Genomic DNA, 16,936 nt, shown 5'->3' with positions numbered 1-16,936 from the left:
CGGACCTCCCCCTCCGGTGAGATGTCAGCCCGTGAACTTCACGTCGGTGATGGCCTGTTTGAAGCCGGCGCCGCTGTAGTTGTCGCCGTCCGCGTGCGGCAGGGCCGTGAACCACACCAGGACGTACCGCGTCTTCACGGACTCGGTGACCTTCACCGTCGCGGACGTTCCCGTGGTCGTCAGCGTGCCGAGCTGCTGCATCGAGCTCACCGGTGTGGACGAGCTCATGGAGTCCGTCGCGTACAGCGTGACCGTCGTGTGGTCGCCGGGGTACCGGAGCCCTATCGACGCGGCGGACACCGTCTCCTCCGAGCCGAGGTCGTAGACGATGCCGACGCCTGGCTTGAAGGACGGCTTCATCTCCGGGCCGTCCTTGAAGCTCTTGGTACGCCAGTACGTCGAGGGGTTGCCGTCGTAGGTCTTCGGCACGTCCCCCGGCGCCTGGGCGTCACCCTTGGCCACGTATTCGGTGGCGCCCTGGATCGTGAGCGGCTTGGCCGGTTCGGAGGTGGGCTTCTTGTCGTCGCCGTCCGTCGTCTGCGTCTGGTTGGTGTCGTCGGACTTGTTGCCCTGGTCCATCAGGGCGTCCGCGAGCTGCCAGCTGCCGAGGCCGAGGGCGGCGATGAGGAGCGCGGAGACGGCCCACTTCAGGGCGCGACCGGTGCGGCTCTGCAGTGGGGGCGGCGGGGTGGGGACCGGCTGGGTGACGCCCGGGTGCGGTGCGGGGCGGCCGTAGGTGCCCTGCTGGTACGTCGTGCGCTGGTACTCCGGCGGTGCGGTGAACACGGGCTCCGGCGGGCGGATGCGGGGCATCTCACCGATCGCCTTCACCAGCTCCTCCGGCGTCGTGCATGCGGACTCGTGCCGGGAGGCGGTGGCGCCGTCGTTGGCGAGGGCCCGCATGGACAACTCCGACAGACCGCGGTGGATACCGGCCCGTACCTGGTCGGGGGCGATCAGACCCATGTCCTTGGGCAGCCCGGACAGGCCGTAGGCGTCGTTCTCGTAGGGCCAGCGCTGGGTCAGCGCCGCGTACAGCAGTGCGCCGATCGCCTCGGTGTCGGTGCGCTGCGGGGTGTCGGAGGTGATGCCGCGCAGCGCGGCGTTCACGGCGAGGCCGCGGATGCGCCACTGCCCGGTGGAGGTGCGCAGCACGGCGTTGGGGTTCAGCCGCAGATGGGAGAGGCCCTCGCGGTGCGCCGCGGCCATGGCGGCGGCGATCTGACTGACCATCTGGTAGGCGTCGTGCGGCTCCAGCGGCCCGGCGGCGAGCAGCGTGGTCAGCTCGGTGGCGTCGGGGAGCCACTCGTGGACGACGTAGACGAGGTCGTTCTCCTCGACGGCGTCCAGCACTTGGACGAAGCGGGGGTCGCCGAGCAGCGCGGAGGAGCGGGCCGCCGCGAGCACGGAACGGGCCCGTGTATGGTCCGCGGGCAGTACGTGGACGCCGACGGCGCGGCGCAGCTTCTCGTCGACCGCACGCCAGCTGCTGAACCCGTCCAGACGGGTGACACAGTCCTCGAGCCGGTACCGTCTGGCGAGTTTGTGGCCGCTGTGCAGCTCGGGCGCTGAGGTCTTCCCAGGACGCTCGGTCCCGCCGCTCCCCTGTGCCTCGTCCTTGTCCGTGTCCCGCTCCCGGTTCGTGGCCACCCCGTCGGCCGTGGACTGGTCCGCCTGTGCGGTCAGCGGCTCGTCGCCGCTGTTGTCTGCCACGTCGACGGCAGCCGTGCTCCGTTCCGCCACCGTCGTTCCTGCCTCCCCATTCGTTGCGCGCGTCCGACCCAGTGCGCGCCGTCCGACGCCGAAACCAATTGTGCCCACAGTCCGGCGCTATGCACGACACACAGCGGCGGACGATGGTTGTGCGTGTACCCTCCCTGGGCTCAGCGACCCAGGCGCCCACGGACTGTACCGACGAGCGAGTTGAGCTCCTCGATACGCATCCGGCGGGCGGCGACGAAGAAGATTCCGAGCAGGACGGCACCGCCGACGAGCAGCGCGGCAAGGGAGCCGAAGACGCCCTGGCCGAGTGTGTGGCCGATGCCGTAGCACGCGGCGCCGCTGAGCGCCGCGGCCGGCACCGAGGCGATGCACAGCCTTGCGTACGTCCGCAGGACACGGGCGCCGTCGAGGTCGCCGCCGAGCCGCTTGCGCAGCCGGCTCCAGGCGACGCCGACGCCGATCGCGTAGGCCAGGCCGTAGGAGGCGGCCATGCCGGCCACCGCCCAGCGGGCCGGCAGGACGAAGTAACAGACCGCGGAGGCAGTCGCGTTGACGGCGGCCACGATGACCGTGTTGTAGAAGGGGGTGCGGGTGTCCTCGTAGGCGTAGAAGGCGCGCAGGACGACGTACTGCACGGAGTACGGGATGAGGCCGAGGCCGAAGGCCATCAGCATGTAGCCCATGTTGGTGGCCTCGCTGGTGCCCGAGGAACCGAAGATCAGCGTGCACATCGGGATGCCGAGGGCGAGGAAGCCGAAGGCGATCGGGACGATCGCGACGGCCGTGGTGCGCAGGCCCTGGGAGATGTCGTCGCGGACGGCGCCGCCGTCGCCCTCGGCCGCCGAGCGGGAGATGCGCGGCAGCAGGGCGGCCATCAGGGAGACGGTGATGATGGCCTGCGGCAGGCCCCAGATCAGCTGGGCGTTGGCGTAGGCGGCGAAGCCGGTGCCGTCGATGGGCGACTTGTCGCCCGCCGCGGTGGACAGCTGGGAGACGACGAGTGCGCCGGCCTGGTTGGCGAGGACGAACAGGATGGTCCACTTGGCGAGCGTGGCCGCCTTGCCGAGGCCGTGACCCTTCCAGTCGAAGCGCAGCCGCATCCGGAAGCCGGTCTCGCGCAGGTACGGGATCATCGCCAGGGCCTGCACGACCAGGCCGAGCAGGATGCCGATGCCGAGCAGCCGCTGGCCCTCCGGCGGGATGTTGGTGACCTTCATGCCGGATTCGGCGGCGGTGCCGTAGACCCAGATGAACGTGCCCAGCGTCACGATGATGACGATGTTGTTCAGGACCGGCGTCCACATCATCGCGCCGAACTTCCCGCGCGCGTTGAGGATCTGACCCATCACGACATGGACGCCCATGAAGAAGATCGAGGGCAGGAAGTACTGGACGAAGGTGATGCCGACCTCGTTGGCGGCCGGGTCGCTGGCGACCGAGTCCGACAGCATGCGGATCAGGATCGGCGCGGCGAGGATCGCGGCCACGGTCAGCAGGCCGAGCGCCACCATGACGAGGGTGAGCAGACGGTTGGCGTATGCCTCGCCGCCGTCCTCGTCCTCCTTCATGGCGCGCACCAGCTGCGGCACGAAGACGGAGTTGAGTCCGCCGCCGACGGTGAGGATGTAGATCATCGTGGGCAGCTGGTAGGCCACCTGGAAGGTGTCACCGAGCAGGCCGACACCGAGCGCGGAGACGATCAGCGCGGAGCGGATGAACCCGGTGAGCCGGGAGACCATCGTGCCGGCCGCCATCACGGCGCTGGACTTCAGCAGCCCGGCGGCCTTGCCGCCCTTCTTGGCGGCCGGAGCGGGGGCCGGCTCGGAGGTCGGTTCAAGGGCCTCGGCCGGAGTCGTGCCGAGGTTCATGGTCCGGTCGTCCGCGGCCACCGGGGCCTGGTACTGCGGCGCCGGCCCCTGGCCACCCGGTGCCGCGGCCGGTCCCGGTACGACCGGGGGCTCCGCCGAGCCGTGGGAACCGCTGCCCTGCTGGTCCCGGAAGAGGTGCGCGAAGGCATCCGGCTGGTGCCGCTCCTCGCTGGAATGGGTGACGAGGTCGTCCACGCCCACGAACTGGGTCGTGCGCGGGTCGTCGCCGTACGGCAGGTACTGGGTGGGCCCCTCCGGCTCGGGCGCCGGGGTCTGCGCCCACACCCGCGGGTCGGGCGCGTACGGGGACTGCTGGGGCTGCGCGTACAGCGGCTGCTGCGGCTGGTGGGCACCGGGGGGCGGCGGCGGGTGCGCGGCACGGTCGTAGAGCGCCTCGGCGACCGGGTCCTGCGCGCTGAGGTCCTGCGCCTGGTACGGGTCCTGGTCGTAGGCGTCCTGGAGGTACATGTCCGCAGGGTGCTGCTGGGGCACCTGGCCGTGCTCGGGCGGCGGGCCCTCGGGGTAGCCCGAGCTGCCCGCGGCCTGGCCGCGGTCACCGTCGTACGGCGCGTTCATGGTTACCCCACCTCATCGTCCCGGGCCCACCGGCCACGACATCCTCAACGGTCCACTCTCTCACCCGTGCCGGACGGGTCTGCGCTTTCCGCTGCGGTGTCCGGTGTCCCGTCACTCGGCTGCTCCGGCTCGTCCGCCCCGGAGCCGGCGGCGGACTCGTCCTTGAGACGGTCGTCGGGGCGCTCGGGGTTCTCCGGGCCGTCGACGGCCTCGCCCGTCTCGTCGTCGCCGTCCTTCGCCGCCTCGACGGCCTCCTCGGCCTCGCGGGCGGCGGCGCGCTTGCGCTGGGTGTACATCCGGAAGCCGGCCAGCACGAGCAGCAGGACACCGCCGCCGATGACCAGCATCACGGTGGCCGTGATCTCGGTGACCTTCACGTCGAAGGCGACCGGGGCACCGTACGGCTGGCCGTCCTGCGTGTACAGCTGCGCGATCACCCTCGTCTGGCCGTTGGTGTTGGCGGACGTGGTGAACTTCACCGAGGTGTTGTGTCCGCCGGAGACCGCGATGGGCTGCTCGTCGTAGTCCTTGCCGGCGATCTCCAGCCGGGTCGGGTTGGTGGAGGTCAGCCGCAGCACCAGGCGGTCGACGCCCTGCACCAGGTTGTTCTGCACGGTCACGGGGATCGTGGCGCTGCGTCCGGAGAGCTTGGTCTCCGACTTGTCGATCAGCTTGACCTGGCTGGTGAGCGTCGAGAGGTACTGCTGCACGCCCTGGCGGAAGCCGGCGGCCTCGGTGGACCGGCCCCGCCACGAGGTGGACATCTCACGGTTGACGGCCCGCCCGAAGGGGGTCACCACCCGGGACTGGTCGCTGAGGATCACCTTGAAGTTGTCGAGCTTGTTCTGGGTGGCCGCGATCTGCTGGAACGCCGTCCGCGGCAGTTCCTGCTTGCGCAGGGAGGAGGGGTACGACGATGCCGACGGCACCTTGGTGGTGGCCCCCGGGTCGGGCTTGGCGGTGGCCGCCGCGGTGAGTCCCTGCGCCTGGGACCAGGTGGCGCTCTGGAGGGCCGACACGGCCTCGGCCATCGCCCGCGCCTGACCCACGGTCGGCGTGCGCTGGGGGGCGACGACGATGCTGCGCTGCTTGTTCGTCTGCAGGGTGAGCATGAGGCTTTGAGCGAGGAACTTCTGCACGGCGAGTGTCGACGCGGATGCCCTGGTCAGATCGCCCTCGAAGGACGTCGACAGCCGGGAGTCCGCGACGACCGCGGTGGTGCCGCCGCCGATCGGGCGGGCCGCGGAGGGCGTGTAGGACAGACCGCTGGTCTCCGCCAGGCTGTCGCTGCGCACGATCACCTTGTCGGCGCCCGCGGAGGTCGCGACCTTGACGATTGAAGGGTCGACGGCACCCTCCACCGGCCAGGCGAAGTCGGTGCTCGGCGTCACGTGGAGCACGGTCCGCACGGTGGTGGCGGCGACGTCGGTGGCCGCCTTCAGCTGGCTGAGCGAGCCGGTGACGTTGGTGCCGTTGTGGGCGAGGGAGGCCAGGTCCGGGTCGGCGAAGGGCAGGGCGACGACGTCCTTGCCCGCCACCGCGTCCTGCAGCTGGGCGAGCCACTCCTTGGCGACCGCCTGGTACGTGCCCTCCGTGGTGGTGTCCTCGTCGACGCGCAGCCGGTAGCCGCCGGCCATGGCATCGACGGACGCCAGCAGGTCCGGATCGATCACCCAGGTGACGTCGAGTTCCCTGCCGAGTGACAGCAGCTGGTCGAGGCGGCCGCCGGGGGAGATCTCCTTGGCGAGGTCGTCGTTGAGGAAGATCGGCGTCTGCTGCTCGTTCGAACCGGTCTCCGCCGTCATGTGGACGGTGGAGACCAGCGGCCACAGCACGGTCGTCTTCGTCCGTGTGTCCGCCTCTTCGGGCTGCCAGGGCAGGAAGGTGCGCTGGACGCCCAGCACCCTGTCCCACGACTGGGAGGACGTCCGGCCGGACAGGGTGACGCCGAGCGGGTAGACCCCGTCGTCGCCGAGGTCGAGCTTGTCGACGGGTACGGAGATCGTGAAGTGCTGCGAGACGCCCGGGGTGAGCTCGGCGAACGTCGCGCGGTACTCGTCGTCCACCTTCCGGCCGTCGTGGGCGGGCAGCTCGTCGGCGTGCTTGGCGGTGTCGGTGACCGCCGAGCGGGTGGTCAGCGCGGAGCCCACCAGCAGGTCCACATGGGCTTCGGTGACCTTCTGCTTGCCCTGATTGGTGACCGTGCCGGAGACGGTCACGGTGTCACCCTCGGTGGGCGCGCTGGGGGTGAGCGAGTCGACGGAGACGGCCACGGAGCCCGTGTCCGCGGCTTCCTTGGCGCCTTCCCAGCCGACCGCGTGCGCGGAGGAGACCATGGGCAGCTGGAGCAGACCGGCCAGCAGAGGCGCCCCCGCGAGCAGTGCTCCGGTGCGCCGCAGCCACCGGCGGGCAGGTGAGGGAGTCATCCCCGGGAAGTCTGCCGCCTCGGCCACGCGCTCGTCCGTCCCTCGTCGTCAGTAGTCCGTCAGTGGTCGTCGGAATGTGCGTCCACGCATGGTAACGATGTGCGCCGAGGGGAAGTGCCGCGGAGTGCTCCACAAGATCATGGGACAGTGGGGCCGTCCACTATGTACACCTATTAACAGGGAGCCCGGGGCCTGCGGGGCCACGTACCCTTTTCTGTTGTGCCGAACGCCAACGAAGACACCATCGCCCTGAGCCAGGTGCAGGACCGCGCAGTGACGGAACTGCTGCGGGTCGCTCCTGTCGCCGACGACCTCGCCCGCCGCTTCCAGGAGGCCGGGTTCTCACTCGCCCTGGTCGGTGGCTCGGTCCGGGACGCGTTGCTCGGCAGGCTCGGCAACGACCTGGACTTCACCACCGACGCCCGGCCCGAGGACGTACTGAAGATCGTGCGGCCATGGGCGGACGCCGTCTGGGACGTCGGGATCGCCTTCGGCACGGTGGGGGCCCAGAAGGAGGCGCGCGTCGGAGACGCCGTCCGACGCTTCCAGATCGAGGTGACCACCTATCGGTCCGAGTCGTACGACCGTACCTCCCGCAAGCCCGAGGTGTCCTACGGTGACTCCATCGAGGAGGACCTCGTCCGCAGGGACTTCACCGTCAACGCGATGGCGGTCGCTCTCCCGGAGAAGGAGTTCATCGATCCGCACGGCGGTCTGGGCGACCTCGCCGCCCGCGTGCTGCGCACCCCGAGCACGCCCGAGGAGTCCTTCTCGGACGACCCGCTGCGGATGATGCGGGCCGCGCGCTTCGCCGCCCAGCTCGACTTCGACGTCGCCCCCGAGGTCATCACGGCGATGACGGAGATGGCCGGTCGTCTTGAGATCGTCTCCGCCGAGCGTGTGCGGGACGAGCTGAACAAGCTGATCCTCTCCGCCCACCCGCGCAAGGGCCTGTCGCTGCTGGTGGACACGGGCCTGGCCGCCCATGTGCTCCCGGAGCTGCCCGCACTGCGCCTGGAGCGCGACGAGCACCACCGGCACAAGGACGTCTACGACCACACGCTGATCGTCCTTGAGCAGGCGATCGCGCTGGAGAAGGACGGCCCCGACCTGACGCTCCGCCTGGCGGCGCTGCTGCACGACATCGGCAAGCCGCGCACGCGTCGCTTCGAGAAGGACGGCCGGGTCTCCTTCCACCACCATGAGGTGGTAGGCGCGAAGATGACCAAGAAGCGCATGACCGCGTTGAAGTACTCCAACGAACTGGTGAAGGACGTCTCCCGCCTGGTCGAGCTCCATCTGCGGTTCCACGGCTACGGCACCGGCGAGTGGACGGACTCGGCCGTCCGCCGCTACGTCCGTGACGCGGGACCCCTCCTCGACCGCCTCCACAAGCTGACCCGCTCCGACTGCACAACGCGCAACAAGCGCAAGGCGGCCGCGTTGTCGCGGGCGTACGACGGTCTGGAGGAGCGCATCTCCCAGCTTCGGGAGCAGGAGGAGCTGGACGCGATCCGCCCGGACCTCGACGGCAACCAGATCATGGAGATCCTCGGTGTCGGTCCCGGCCCTGTGGTCGGCAAGGCGTACAAGCACATGCTGGAGCTGCGCCTGGAGCACGGCCCCATGGAGCCCGACGCGGCGGTGGCGGCCCTGAAGGAGTGGTGGGCCGGGCAGGACTGAGGCCGAGGTTCTGGGGCCATGTTTCACGTGAAACATGGCCCCCAGAGACGCGAAGAGGGCGATGTTTCACGTGAAACATCGCCCTCTTTCTGCGCCTGCATCCCTACTTCGTGTACTCCTTCAGACAGAGCAGGAAGTCGGTGCCGTCACCGCTTTCTGTGTACGTGTACTCGAAGTCCTTGGCCGCGGCCTCGCACTTGGTGCTCGCTGCGATCTCGGTCTTGTACGTGCCCTCGATCTTGGCGAGCACGACGAACTGGGCGTCCGCGGACTCGCAGTCGACGACCTCAAGATCCGGGTTGGTGTCGTTGCTGCTGCCCCGATGCATGCAGTCGCCGACACTGGCGGTGCGTGCGTCGTCCTGGCTCGCTATGTAGCCGCCGATGGCGACACCGATGACGGCGAGCACGATGACGACGTTCTTGATCAGCTTGAAGCTGACCTTGCGACGGGGCTGCGGCGGGACGGGAGCATGCGGGGCCGCCCCGTACGGGGGGTAGGGGGCCTGGGGCTGGTCGGCGGGCTGCTGGCCCTGGGCGAACGGGTTCTGGCCCTGCGGCGGAGGAGTGGTCACGTTGGAAGTCCCCCCTGGGAGAACGTGCTGGAAGAAGTGGTGCGCATGGCGCGACGTAAGACCCACGTAAAGTACAGGCTGCTACTGACAGTTCCGTGTCCTAAGTGGGCTCCGTGGTCCCTGATGTGACGCTTACGGGCGTGCAAACCTGCCCATAGTCGCAGCAATCGCCGCGTAGATAACGGCAATTGTTATCACCAGCACCGCAGAACGGCCGTCCGGCGGCAGCATCAGGGCCGCTACGCCGGCGGCGCTGACGAAGGCGACGTTGAAGAGGACGTCGTAGAGGGAGAAGACCCGCCCACGGTAGCCGTCGTCCACGGAGGACTGGACGACGGTGTCCGTGGCGATTTTCGCGCCCTGGGTGACCAGGCCCAGAACGAAGGCCAGCGCCAGCACCGACGCCTTGGCGAAGGGAAGCCCCAGCGTGAGTTCGAGGACGGACGCCGCCGCGGAGCAGACGAGGATCCAGCGGCCAGGCCCCAGCCGCCCCACTGCCGACGGGGTCACGACGGCCGCCACGAAGAAGCCCGCGCCGGAGATCCCCACGGCCAGTCCGAGCAGAGCGAGCCCCTCGTCCGTGTTCCGGCCGGACGTCCAGGCGTACCGGCAGAGCATCAGCACCATGACAGTGAGGGCTCCGTAGCAGAACCGCATCAGGGTCATCGCGCCCAGCGCCCATGCGGTCGGCCGGCGCTGTGGCTCGGCCAGGTGCCGTAGCCCGGCCGCCAGTCCGCGCGCCGTGCCCCGCAGGGCGACCAGCAGCCGGGACGGCACCAGCTCCGGTTCCGGGCCGAGCAACTCGCGTGTCATACGCAGGGAAGCCAGGGCGGAGCACAGGTAAAGCGAGGCACCCAGCAGCACCACTGGGGCGTCGGAGTCCGAGGCGATCAGCCGTACGACGAAGGCGAGACCGCCGCCCGCGGTCGCGGCGAGGGTACCGGCGGTCGGGGAGAGGGAGTTGGCCACCACGAGGCGCTCGGCGTCCACCACCCGGGGCAGGGCCGCAGACAGACCTGCCAGGACGAAGCGGTTGACGGCGGTGACACACAGGGCGGAGACGTAGAAGAGCCAGTCCGGGACCTCGGCGACCATCAGCAGGGCCGTGGCCGTGGCCAGCACGGCGCGCAGCAGGTTGCCGTAGAGGAAGACCTGGCGGCGGCGCCAGCGGTCCAGCAGGACGCCGGCGAAGGGGCCGACGAGGGAGTACGGCAGCAGGAGCACCGCCATCGCGGAGGCGATCGCCCCGGCTGACGCCTGCCTCTCCGGGGAGAAGACGACGTAGGTGGCCAGCGCCACCTGATAGACACCGTCGGCGCACTGGGAGAGCAACCGGACGGCCAGCAGGCGCCGGAAGTTCCGGAAGCGCAGTAGGACGCGCAGATCACGGACGACGGGCATGGGGCACAGCCTCACATACGGGGAGGGTCCCCGGGTCGTGCGACCCGGGGACCCTCGTCAGCCCTGGCAGGAGCGTATGGAGCGTTGCGTCGGCCAGCGCACCGCGCGGTGTCGGCTAGCGCACTGTGAGGTGTCGGCTAGCGCTCGACTTCGCCGCTGATGAACTTCTCGACGTTCGCGCGGGCCTCGTCGTCGAAGTACTGGACCGGCGGGGACTTCATGAAGTAGCTGGAGGCCGACAGGATCGGGCCGCCGATGCCGCGGTCCTTGGCGATCTTCGCGGCGCGCAGGGCGTCGATGATGACACCGGCGGAGTTCGGGGAGTCCCAGACCTCGAGCTTGTACTCCAGGTTCAGCGGGACGTCACCGAAGGCGCGGCCCTCGAGACGGACGTAGGCCCACTTGCGGTCGTCCAGCCAGGCGACGTAGTCGGACGGGCCGATGTGGACGTTCTTCTCGCCGAGCTCCCGGTCGGGGATCTGGGAGGTGACAGCCTGCGTCTTGGAGATCTTCTTGGACTCAAGGCGCTCGCGCTCGAGCATGTTCTTGAAGTCCATGTTGCCGCCGACGTTCAGCTGCATGGTGCGGTCCAGGATGACACCGCGGTCCTCGAACAGCTTCGCCATGACGCGGTGCGTGATGGTGGCGCCGACCTGGGACTTGATGTCGTCACCGACGATCGGGACGCCCGCCTCGGTGAACTTGTCCGCCCACTCCTTGGTGCCGGCGATGAAGACCGGAAGGGCGTTGACGAAGGCGACCTTGGCGTCGATGGCGCACTGGGCGTAGAACTTCGCCGCGTCCTCGGAACCCACCGGCAGGTAGCAGACCAGCACGTCGACCTGCTTGTCCTTCAGGACCTGGACGACGTCGACCGGCTCCTCGGCGGACTCCTCGATGGTCTGGCGGTAGTACTTGCCGAGGCCGTCGAGGGTGTGGCCACGCTGGACCGTCACACCGGTGGTGGGCACGTCGCAGATCTTGATGGTGTTGTTCTCGGAGGCGCCGATCGCGTCCGCGAGGTCGAGGCCGACCTTCTTGGCGTCGACGTCGAAGGCGGCGACGAACTCGACGTCCTTGACGTGGTACTCGCCGAACTGGACGTGCATCAGGCCCGGGACCTTGGACGCCGGGTCGGCGTCCTTGTAGTACTCGACGCCCTGCACCAGCGATGCGGCGCAGTTGCCCACGCCGACGATGGCTACGCGAACCGAACCCATTCCGGTTGCTCCCTGTGTGTACGAGTGAGGCCCTGACTGGGCGCTCACGTGGCGGTGTCGCCGGGCGTATCCGTCCGGGGGGTCTCCCCGGGACGGGGCAGGCCGCCCGTCGCTCCATCTGTGGTGTTCTGCTGAGCGGACCCCCCGGAGACGGAACCTCTCAGGTCCCGTCCGGCCCGCTCGCTCTCGATGAGCTCGTTCAGCCAGCGCACTTCGCGCTCCACGGACTCCATCCCGTGGCGCTGGAGCTCAAGCGTGTAGTCGTCGAGGCGTTCCCGGGTGCGTGCGAGGGAGGCGCGCATCTTCTCGAGGCGCTCCTCCAGCCGGCTGCGGCGGCCCTCCAGGACGCGCATACGCACATCGCGGGAGGTCTGCCCGAAGAAGGCGAAGCGAGCGGCGAAGTGCTCGTCCTCGTACGCGTCGGGCCCGGTCTGGGAGAGGAGTTCCTCGAAGTGCTCCTTGCCCTCCGCCGTCAACCTGTAGACGATCTTGGCACGCCGCCCGGCGAGCGGTGCGGCCAGGGCGTCCTCGGGGCTGTGGCCCGCCTCCTCCGCCAACCAGCCGTTGGCGACCAGCGTCTTGAGGCAGGGGTAGAGCGTCCCGTAGCTGAAGGCCCGGAACACGCCCAATGACGTGTTGAGTCGTTTGCGCAGCTCATAGCCGTGCATCGGGGATTCGCGGAGCAGGCCGAGTACGGCGAACTCAAGGATGCCGGAACGCCGGCTCATGGTCGCCTCCTCTCCCCTTATCTCGCGCTGATGTATCGACTCGATACATCAAGACGATAGAACGGCCTTCCGCATGCGACAAGAGGGGGAATCGTGAACGGGATCACATCACCGATTCGTTGGAAGCAAGTTGCCTGATTTGGGGTGAACTTCTGGGCTCGGTGGGTTTTGGTGGTGCGTAGTCTGTGCGGCATGCACACCACCGGGAACTGTGTGGCGCCGGGGGGCGTCGATGCTCTCGGTGCAGTACGGGTGAATGCGGAACCGACCACATCCGTACTTCGGGGGGACCGGAAACCAGCCGCCGTTTCCAGGCGCGCACGGGTGCGCCTGCCCGAGGAGTAGTCGTTCGATGAGCGAGCACCGTCGCAAACCGCCGCAGCCGCAGGGAGGCGGACGTGCCGCGGCCCGACGCGGCCAGTCCGGCTCGTCCTCCGGCCGCCGTGCGGCACCGCGAGGCGCCACCGGTTCTCCTTCCGATTCCTATGGATCGGATCAGTACGGGCCGGGGGGCGATCAGTCATACGGTGGCCGCGCCGAAGCCCGGCGCGCGGCGCAGAGAGGCGCCGGAGGCCGCCGCAGGGCTGCCGACCCCACCGGGGGGCGTCGGGGCGCTCCCACCGGACCCGGACGGGGCAGGGGTCGCCAGGGGCCGCCCAAGAAGCGCCTGATCGACTATCCGCGCTACGACAAGGACGGCTGGCGCCGCTGGGTGCCCTCCTGGAAGCTCGTCTCCGGTCTGTTCATCGGGTTCGTCGGCAGCCTGGTGGCCGCGGCCGGGATCGGCTACGCCATGGTGGGCATCCCGAAGATCGACGAGACCGCCACGGCGCAGAACAACGTCTACTACTGGAAGGACGGCAGCCAGATGGTTGCCACCGGTGGTGAGACGAACCGGCAGATCGTCGATCTGTCGCAGATCCCCGAGGCGATGCGCTGGGCCGTCATCTCCCAGGAGAACAAGACCTTCTACACCGACAGCGGCATCGACCCCAAGGGCATCGGCCGCGCCTTCCTCAACATGGCCCGGGGCGGACAGACGCAGGGTGGATCGACCATCACCCAGCAGTACGTCAAGAACGCCATGCTGAACGACCAGTCGCAGACGATCTCCCGGAAGGTCAAAGAGATCTTCGTCGCGGTGAAGGTGGGTGCCGAGGTCGACAAGGACGAGATCATGGCCGGCTACCTGAACTCCGCGTACTACGGGCGCAACGCCTACGGGATCCAGGCGGCCGCACGGGCGTACTTCAACAAGAACGCCCTCGACCTCAACGAGGGCGAGTGTGCCTTCCTCGCGGCGATGCTCAAGGGCGCCACGTACTACGACCCCGCGGGCGCGACCTCCATCGACGCCGCCGCGACGCCCCAGGCGAACGCCAAGCGGGCCCTGATCCAGATGCAGGACACGCTCGACAAGATGGTCGAGTACGGGCACCTCGACGCCGCCAAGCGGGCCGAGTTCACGACGCTGCCCAAGTGGCAGAACCCGCGCTCCAACACCCGGCTGAGCGGCCAGATCGGCTATCTGGTCGACCTCTCCAACGCCTACCTGCTCAACAACACGGACATCACTGAGAGCACGTTGCGCCAAGGTGGCCTCTCGATCTACACGACCTTCGACAAGAAGAAGGTCGATGATCTCGAGAAGGTGGTGACCAACGTCTACAAGAAGAACATCAAGCCGGAAGAGCGCCCCGAATACGACACCCACGTCCAGTTCGGCGCGGCCTCGGTGGATCCGGCGACCGGCGCCATCCGGGCCATCTACGGCGGTGAGGACGCGACCAAGCACTTCACCGACAACGCCGACCAGACCGGTGCCCAGGTCGGTTCGACGTTCAAGCCGTTCGTGCTCGCCGCCGCCATGACCTGGGGTGTCCGCAACCCGGAGCTCGGCTCCTCGCAGGCCCAGGACGAGCGCACCATCGTCTCCCCCAAGAGCCTGTACAGCGGCAAGAACAACCTCAAGATCAAGAACTACGACGGCACCATCTGGAAGAACGAAGAGGGCAAGGAGTGGCTGCAGCCCAACGACGGCAACGTCTCGCTCGGCTCGCCGCCGAACTACAAGGTCGATCTGCGTGAGGCGATGCGCGAGTCGGCGAACTCCGTCTTCGTCCAGCTCGGCATGGACGTCGGCCTGGACAAGGTGAAGGACGCCGCCGTCGCCGCCGGCGTGAAGGAGAGCAGCCTGACGGGTGCGAGCTTCCCGGCGTTCTCGATCGGCATCTCCGACCCCAGCGCCATCCGTATGGCGGGCGCCTACGCCACCTTCGCCGCGAGCGGCAAGCAGCGCGACCCGTACTCCGTGGAGAAGGTCACCAGCAAGAACGGTGTGGCCTACGAGCACAAGACCGTCACCAAGGAAGCCTTCACGCCGAAGGTCGCCAACAACGTCACGGACGTTCTGAAGACGGTCGTCGAGAAGGGCACGGGTACGGCGGCCAAGCTGCCGGGCCGTGACGTGGCGGGCAAGACCGGTACCACCGACGAGAACCGGTCCGCCTGGTTCGTGGGCTATACCCCGCAGCTGTCGACCGCGGTCACGATGTTCCGCTACGACGACGACGAGTCCAACAAGAACCGTGAGTTCCTGTCGATGTTCGGAACGGGCGGCCAGAAGAAGATCCACGGCGCCTCGTTCCCGGCCGAGATCTGGCACGACTACATGGAGGAGGCCCTGAAGGGCGAGCCCGCGAAGTCGTTCCCGACTCCGGAGCCCATCGGTGAGGTCCTCAACGCCGAGCCGGAGCCCAGCCCGAGTCCCTCGCCCAGCCAGAGCGAGGAGCCTTCGCCGAGCCCGTCCCCGAGTGACACCAAGCCCGACAAGGGCAGGCCCGAGCCGTCGCCCTCTGCGAGCGAGACCTGCAACATCTTCGGCCGGAAGTGTGACTCCACCGGCACGGACGAAGGCCAGACGGAAGGCACGACAGGGGAAGTCACCGCCGATCCGACACCGACGGACACGCCGACGGATGACAGCGGCGGCAGAAACAACGGCGGTGGCGGCATCTTCGGTTAGCCGCACTTCGCCCGGCACGGGTGTTTCACGTGAAACATGTGGATGTTTCACGTGAAACGAGGGCCGTCACACCGCATGAGGTGTGACGGCCCTCGGTGTTTTCCTAGGTCTGTACGGCAGGATGTGAGCCATGCCCAGCGCAGAATCGACGCAAGCGAGCGTGCACGGTCCGGACCCGGTGCAGCCGACCAGGAATGACGAGGTCGCCAGGGCCGGAAGCGAGCTGATCGGAGGCCCTCTCGGCCGACGGGCTCTGCTGGGCACATCCTGGTGGACGCCCGTCCGCGTCATCGCGCTGGTGGCGATCGGAATGTTCGCCCTCGGCCTGGTCCAGAAGGCGCCCTGCTACACCGGCGGCTGGTTCTACGGCGCCAGTTCCCAGTACACCCACGCCTGCTATTCGGACATCCCTCACCTGTACCAGGGCCGCGGCTTCGCCGACGGACTCGTGCCCTACTTCGACAAGATCCCCGGCGACATGGAGTACCTCGAGTACCCGGTGCTGACCGGAGTCTTCATGGAGGTGGCCGCCTGGCTGACGCCTGGCAGCGGGAGCATCCAGCGCCAGGAGCAGTGGTACTGGATGGTCAACGCCGGGATGCTGATGGTCTGCGCGGTCGTCATCGCCGTCTGTGTGAGCCGTACGCACGCCCGCCGCCCCTGGGACGGGCTGCTGATCGCGCTGGCGCCCGCCTTCGCGCTGACCGCCACCATCAACTGGGACCTGCTGGCGGTCGCTCTGACGGCTGCCGCGATGCTGATGTGGTCGCGGGGCCGCTCCCTCGCCTTCGGGGTGCTGCTGGGACTCGCCACGGCCGCCAAGCTCTATCCCGTCTTCCTGCTCGGCCCGCTGTTCCTGCTGTGCTGGCGCGCCGGAAAGTGGCGGGACTTCGGCACGGCCCTGGGCGGGGCCGCCGTCGCCTGGCTGATGGTGAACCTGCCGGTGATGCTGTTCGCCTTCGAAGGCTGGTCGAAGTTCTACACCTTCAGCCAGGAGCGGGGCGTCGACTTCGGCTCCTTCTGGCTGATCATGGCCCAGAACTCCTCCGACCCGCTCACCACGGACTCGGTCAACACCCTCGCCACGCTGCTGGTGGTGTTCTGCTTCCTCGGCATCGGATGGCTGGCACTGTCCGCCCCGCGCCGTCCCCGCTTCGCGCAGCTGGTGTTCCTCATGGTCGCGGCCTTCATCGTCACCAACAAGGTCTACTCGCCGCAGTACGTGCTCTGGCTGGTTCCGCTGGCGGTGCTGGCCCGGCCGAAGTGGCGGGACTTCCTGATCTGGCAGGCGTGCGAGGTGATGTACTTCCTCGGCATCTGGATGTACCTCGCGTACACGACCAGCGGAGACGCCCACAAGGGCCTGCCGACCGACGGCTACCACTGGGCCATCGGGGTGCACCTGGTCGGCACGCTCTACCTGTGCGCAGTCGTCGTACGGGACATCATGCTGCCGGAACACGACGTCGTACGGCGGTCCGGTGACGACGATCCTTCGGGTGGAGTGCTGGACGGCGCGGAGGACGTGTTCGCCCTGGGCCCCTCGACCCCTCCCGATCGGCACGCGGCACCCCATGAGAGCCCACAGGTCGACTGGGGCCGGCAGGAGCCGTCCGACGGGCCGTCCTGACCCAGTGGGCCGCGCCAGGACGTGAGAAGGCCGTACACGGGCTCCGTGCACGGCCTTCGCCGTCGCCGTAGGGGCGGATGCCT

10 protein-coding genes are annotated in these 16,936 nt (G+C 68.7%); 3 read left to right on the top strand and 7 right to left on the bottom strand.

The genetic code is table 11. The features are described 5' to 3' along the window. Nucleotides 1-24: 24 nt before the first annotated feature. From ACH5AC_RS05505 to ACH5AC_RS05495, 3 genes are all read right to left on the bottom strand, one after another. Nucleotides 25-1,743, bottom strand: a complete 1,719-nt coding sequence (locus tag ACH5AC_RS05505) for a protein kinase family protein (protein ID WP_398860326.1) — start codon at nucleotides 1,741-1,743, stop codon at nucleotides 25-27. Nucleotides 1,744-1,883: 140 nt separating this feature from the next. Then, nucleotides 1,884-4,166, bottom strand: coding sequence for a murein biosynthesis integral membrane protein MurJ (gene murJ / locus ACH5AC_RS05500; RefSeq protein ID WP_398860324.1), 2,283 nt, complete (start codon nucleotides 4,164-4,166; stop codon nucleotides 1,884-1,886). A 44-nt stretch (nucleotides 4,167-4,210) separates the two neighbouring features. After that, the gene (locus ACH5AC_RS05495) at nucleotides 4,211-6,619 is read right to left on the bottom strand and encodes a DUF6049 family protein (RefSeq protein WP_398860323.1); all 2,409 of its coding nucleotides are present in this window, start codon (nucleotides 6,617-6,619) and stop codon (nucleotides 4,211-4,213) included. A gap of 192 nt (nucleotides 6,620-6,811) precedes the next feature. Here ACH5AC_RS05495 and ACH5AC_RS05490 point away from each other — a divergent pair, with 192 nt between their 5' ends. Beyond that, on the top strand, nucleotides 6,812-8,275 hold the full coding sequence (locus tag ACH5AC_RS05490) for a CCA tRNA nucleotidyltransferase (RefSeq protein WP_398860322.1): 1,464 nt from the start codon (nucleotides 6,812-6,814) through the stop codon (nucleotides 8,273-8,275). 103 nt (nucleotides 8,276-8,378) lie between these two features. On the opposite strand, the gene ACH5AC_RS05485 is transcribed toward ACH5AC_RS05490, so the two are convergent. The 4 genes from ACH5AC_RS05485 to ACH5AC_RS05470 form a co-directional block, all read right to left on the bottom strand. After that, entirely contained in the window at nucleotides 8,379-8,849 is a 471-nt protein-coding gene (locus tag ACH5AC_RS05485; RefSeq protein ID WP_398860321.1) for a hypothetical protein, read from the bottom strand. Between the two features lie 132 nt (nucleotides 8,850-8,981). After that, nucleotides 8,982-10,250: an MFS transporter gene (locus ACH5AC_RS05480; RefSeq protein ID WP_398860319.1), complete on the bottom strand. Its 1,269-nt coding sequence runs from the start codon at nucleotides 10,248-10,250 to the stop codon at nucleotides 8,982-8,984. Nucleotides 10,251-10,387: 137 nt separating this feature from the next. After that, on the bottom strand, nucleotides 10,388-11,470 hold the full coding sequence (locus ACH5AC_RS05475; protein ID WP_398860317.1) for an inositol-3-phosphate synthase: 1,083 nt from the start codon (nucleotides 11,468-11,470) through the stop codon (nucleotides 10,388-10,390). 44 nt (nucleotides 11,471-11,514) lie between these two features. Next, nucleotides 11,515-12,198: a helix-turn-helix transcriptional regulator gene (locus ACH5AC_RS05470; RefSeq protein ID WP_398860316.1), complete on the bottom strand. Its 684-nt coding sequence runs from the start codon at nucleotides 12,196-12,198 to the stop codon at nucleotides 11,515-11,517. A 352-nt stretch (nucleotides 12,199-12,550) separates the two neighbouring features. Here ACH5AC_RS05470 and ACH5AC_RS05465 point away from each other — a divergent pair, with 352 nt between their 5' ends. Together ACH5AC_RS05465 and ACH5AC_RS05460 are read left to right on the top strand one after the other, a co-directional pair. After that, nucleotides 12,551-15,223 carry a transglycosylase domain-containing protein gene (locus ACH5AC_RS05465; protein ID WP_398860315.1) on the top strand — a complete coding sequence of 891 codons (2,673 nt, stop codon included), beginning with the start codon at nucleotides 12,551-12,553 and terminating at the stop codon, nucleotides 15,221-15,223. A 130-nt stretch (nucleotides 15,224-15,353) separates the two neighbouring features. Next, nucleotides 15,354-16,853 carry a glycosyltransferase family 87 protein gene (locus ACH5AC_RS05460; RefSeq protein ID WP_398860314.1) on the top strand — a complete coding sequence of 500 codons (1,500 nt, stop codon included), beginning with the start codon at nucleotides 15,354-15,356 and terminating at the stop codon, nucleotides 16,851-16,853. The last annotated feature ends 83 nt before the right edge of the window (nucleotides 16,854-16,936 follow it).

Source organism: Streptomyces sp. NPDC018693, from assembly GCF_044391385.1.
Classification (GTDB): domain Bacteria; phylum Actinomycetota; class Actinomycetes; order Streptomycetales; family Streptomycetaceae; genus Streptomyces.
The sequence above is the reverse complement of the archived record's forward strand: the minus strand, read 5'-3'. Positions and strand labels throughout refer to the sequence as shown.

Coding starts and splice junctions, on each gene's coding strand:
- ACH5AC_RS05460 (WP_398860314.1), top strand. CDS start 15,354: ATGCCCAGCGCAGAATCGACGCAAGCGAGCGTGCACGGTCCGGACCCG.
- ACH5AC_RS05480 (WP_398860319.1), bottom strand. CDS start 10,250: ATGCCCGTCGTCCGTGATCTGCGCGTCCTACTGCGCTTCCGGAACTTC.
- ACH5AC_RS05465 (WP_398860315.1), top strand. CDS start 12,551: ATGAGCGAGCACCGTCGCAAACCGCCGCAGCCGCAGGGAGGCGGACGT.
- murJ (WP_398860324.1), bottom strand. CDS start 4,166: ATGAACGCGCCGTACGACGGTGACCGCGGCCAGGCCGCGGGCAGCTCG.
- ACH5AC_RS05470 (WP_398860316.1), bottom strand. CDS start 12,198: ATGAGCCGGCGTTCCGGCATCCTTGAGTTCGCCGTACTCGGCCTGCTC.
- ACH5AC_RS05475 (WP_398860317.1), bottom strand. CDS start 11,470: ATGGGTTCGGTTCGCGTAGCCATCGTCGGCGTGGGCAACTGCGCCGCA.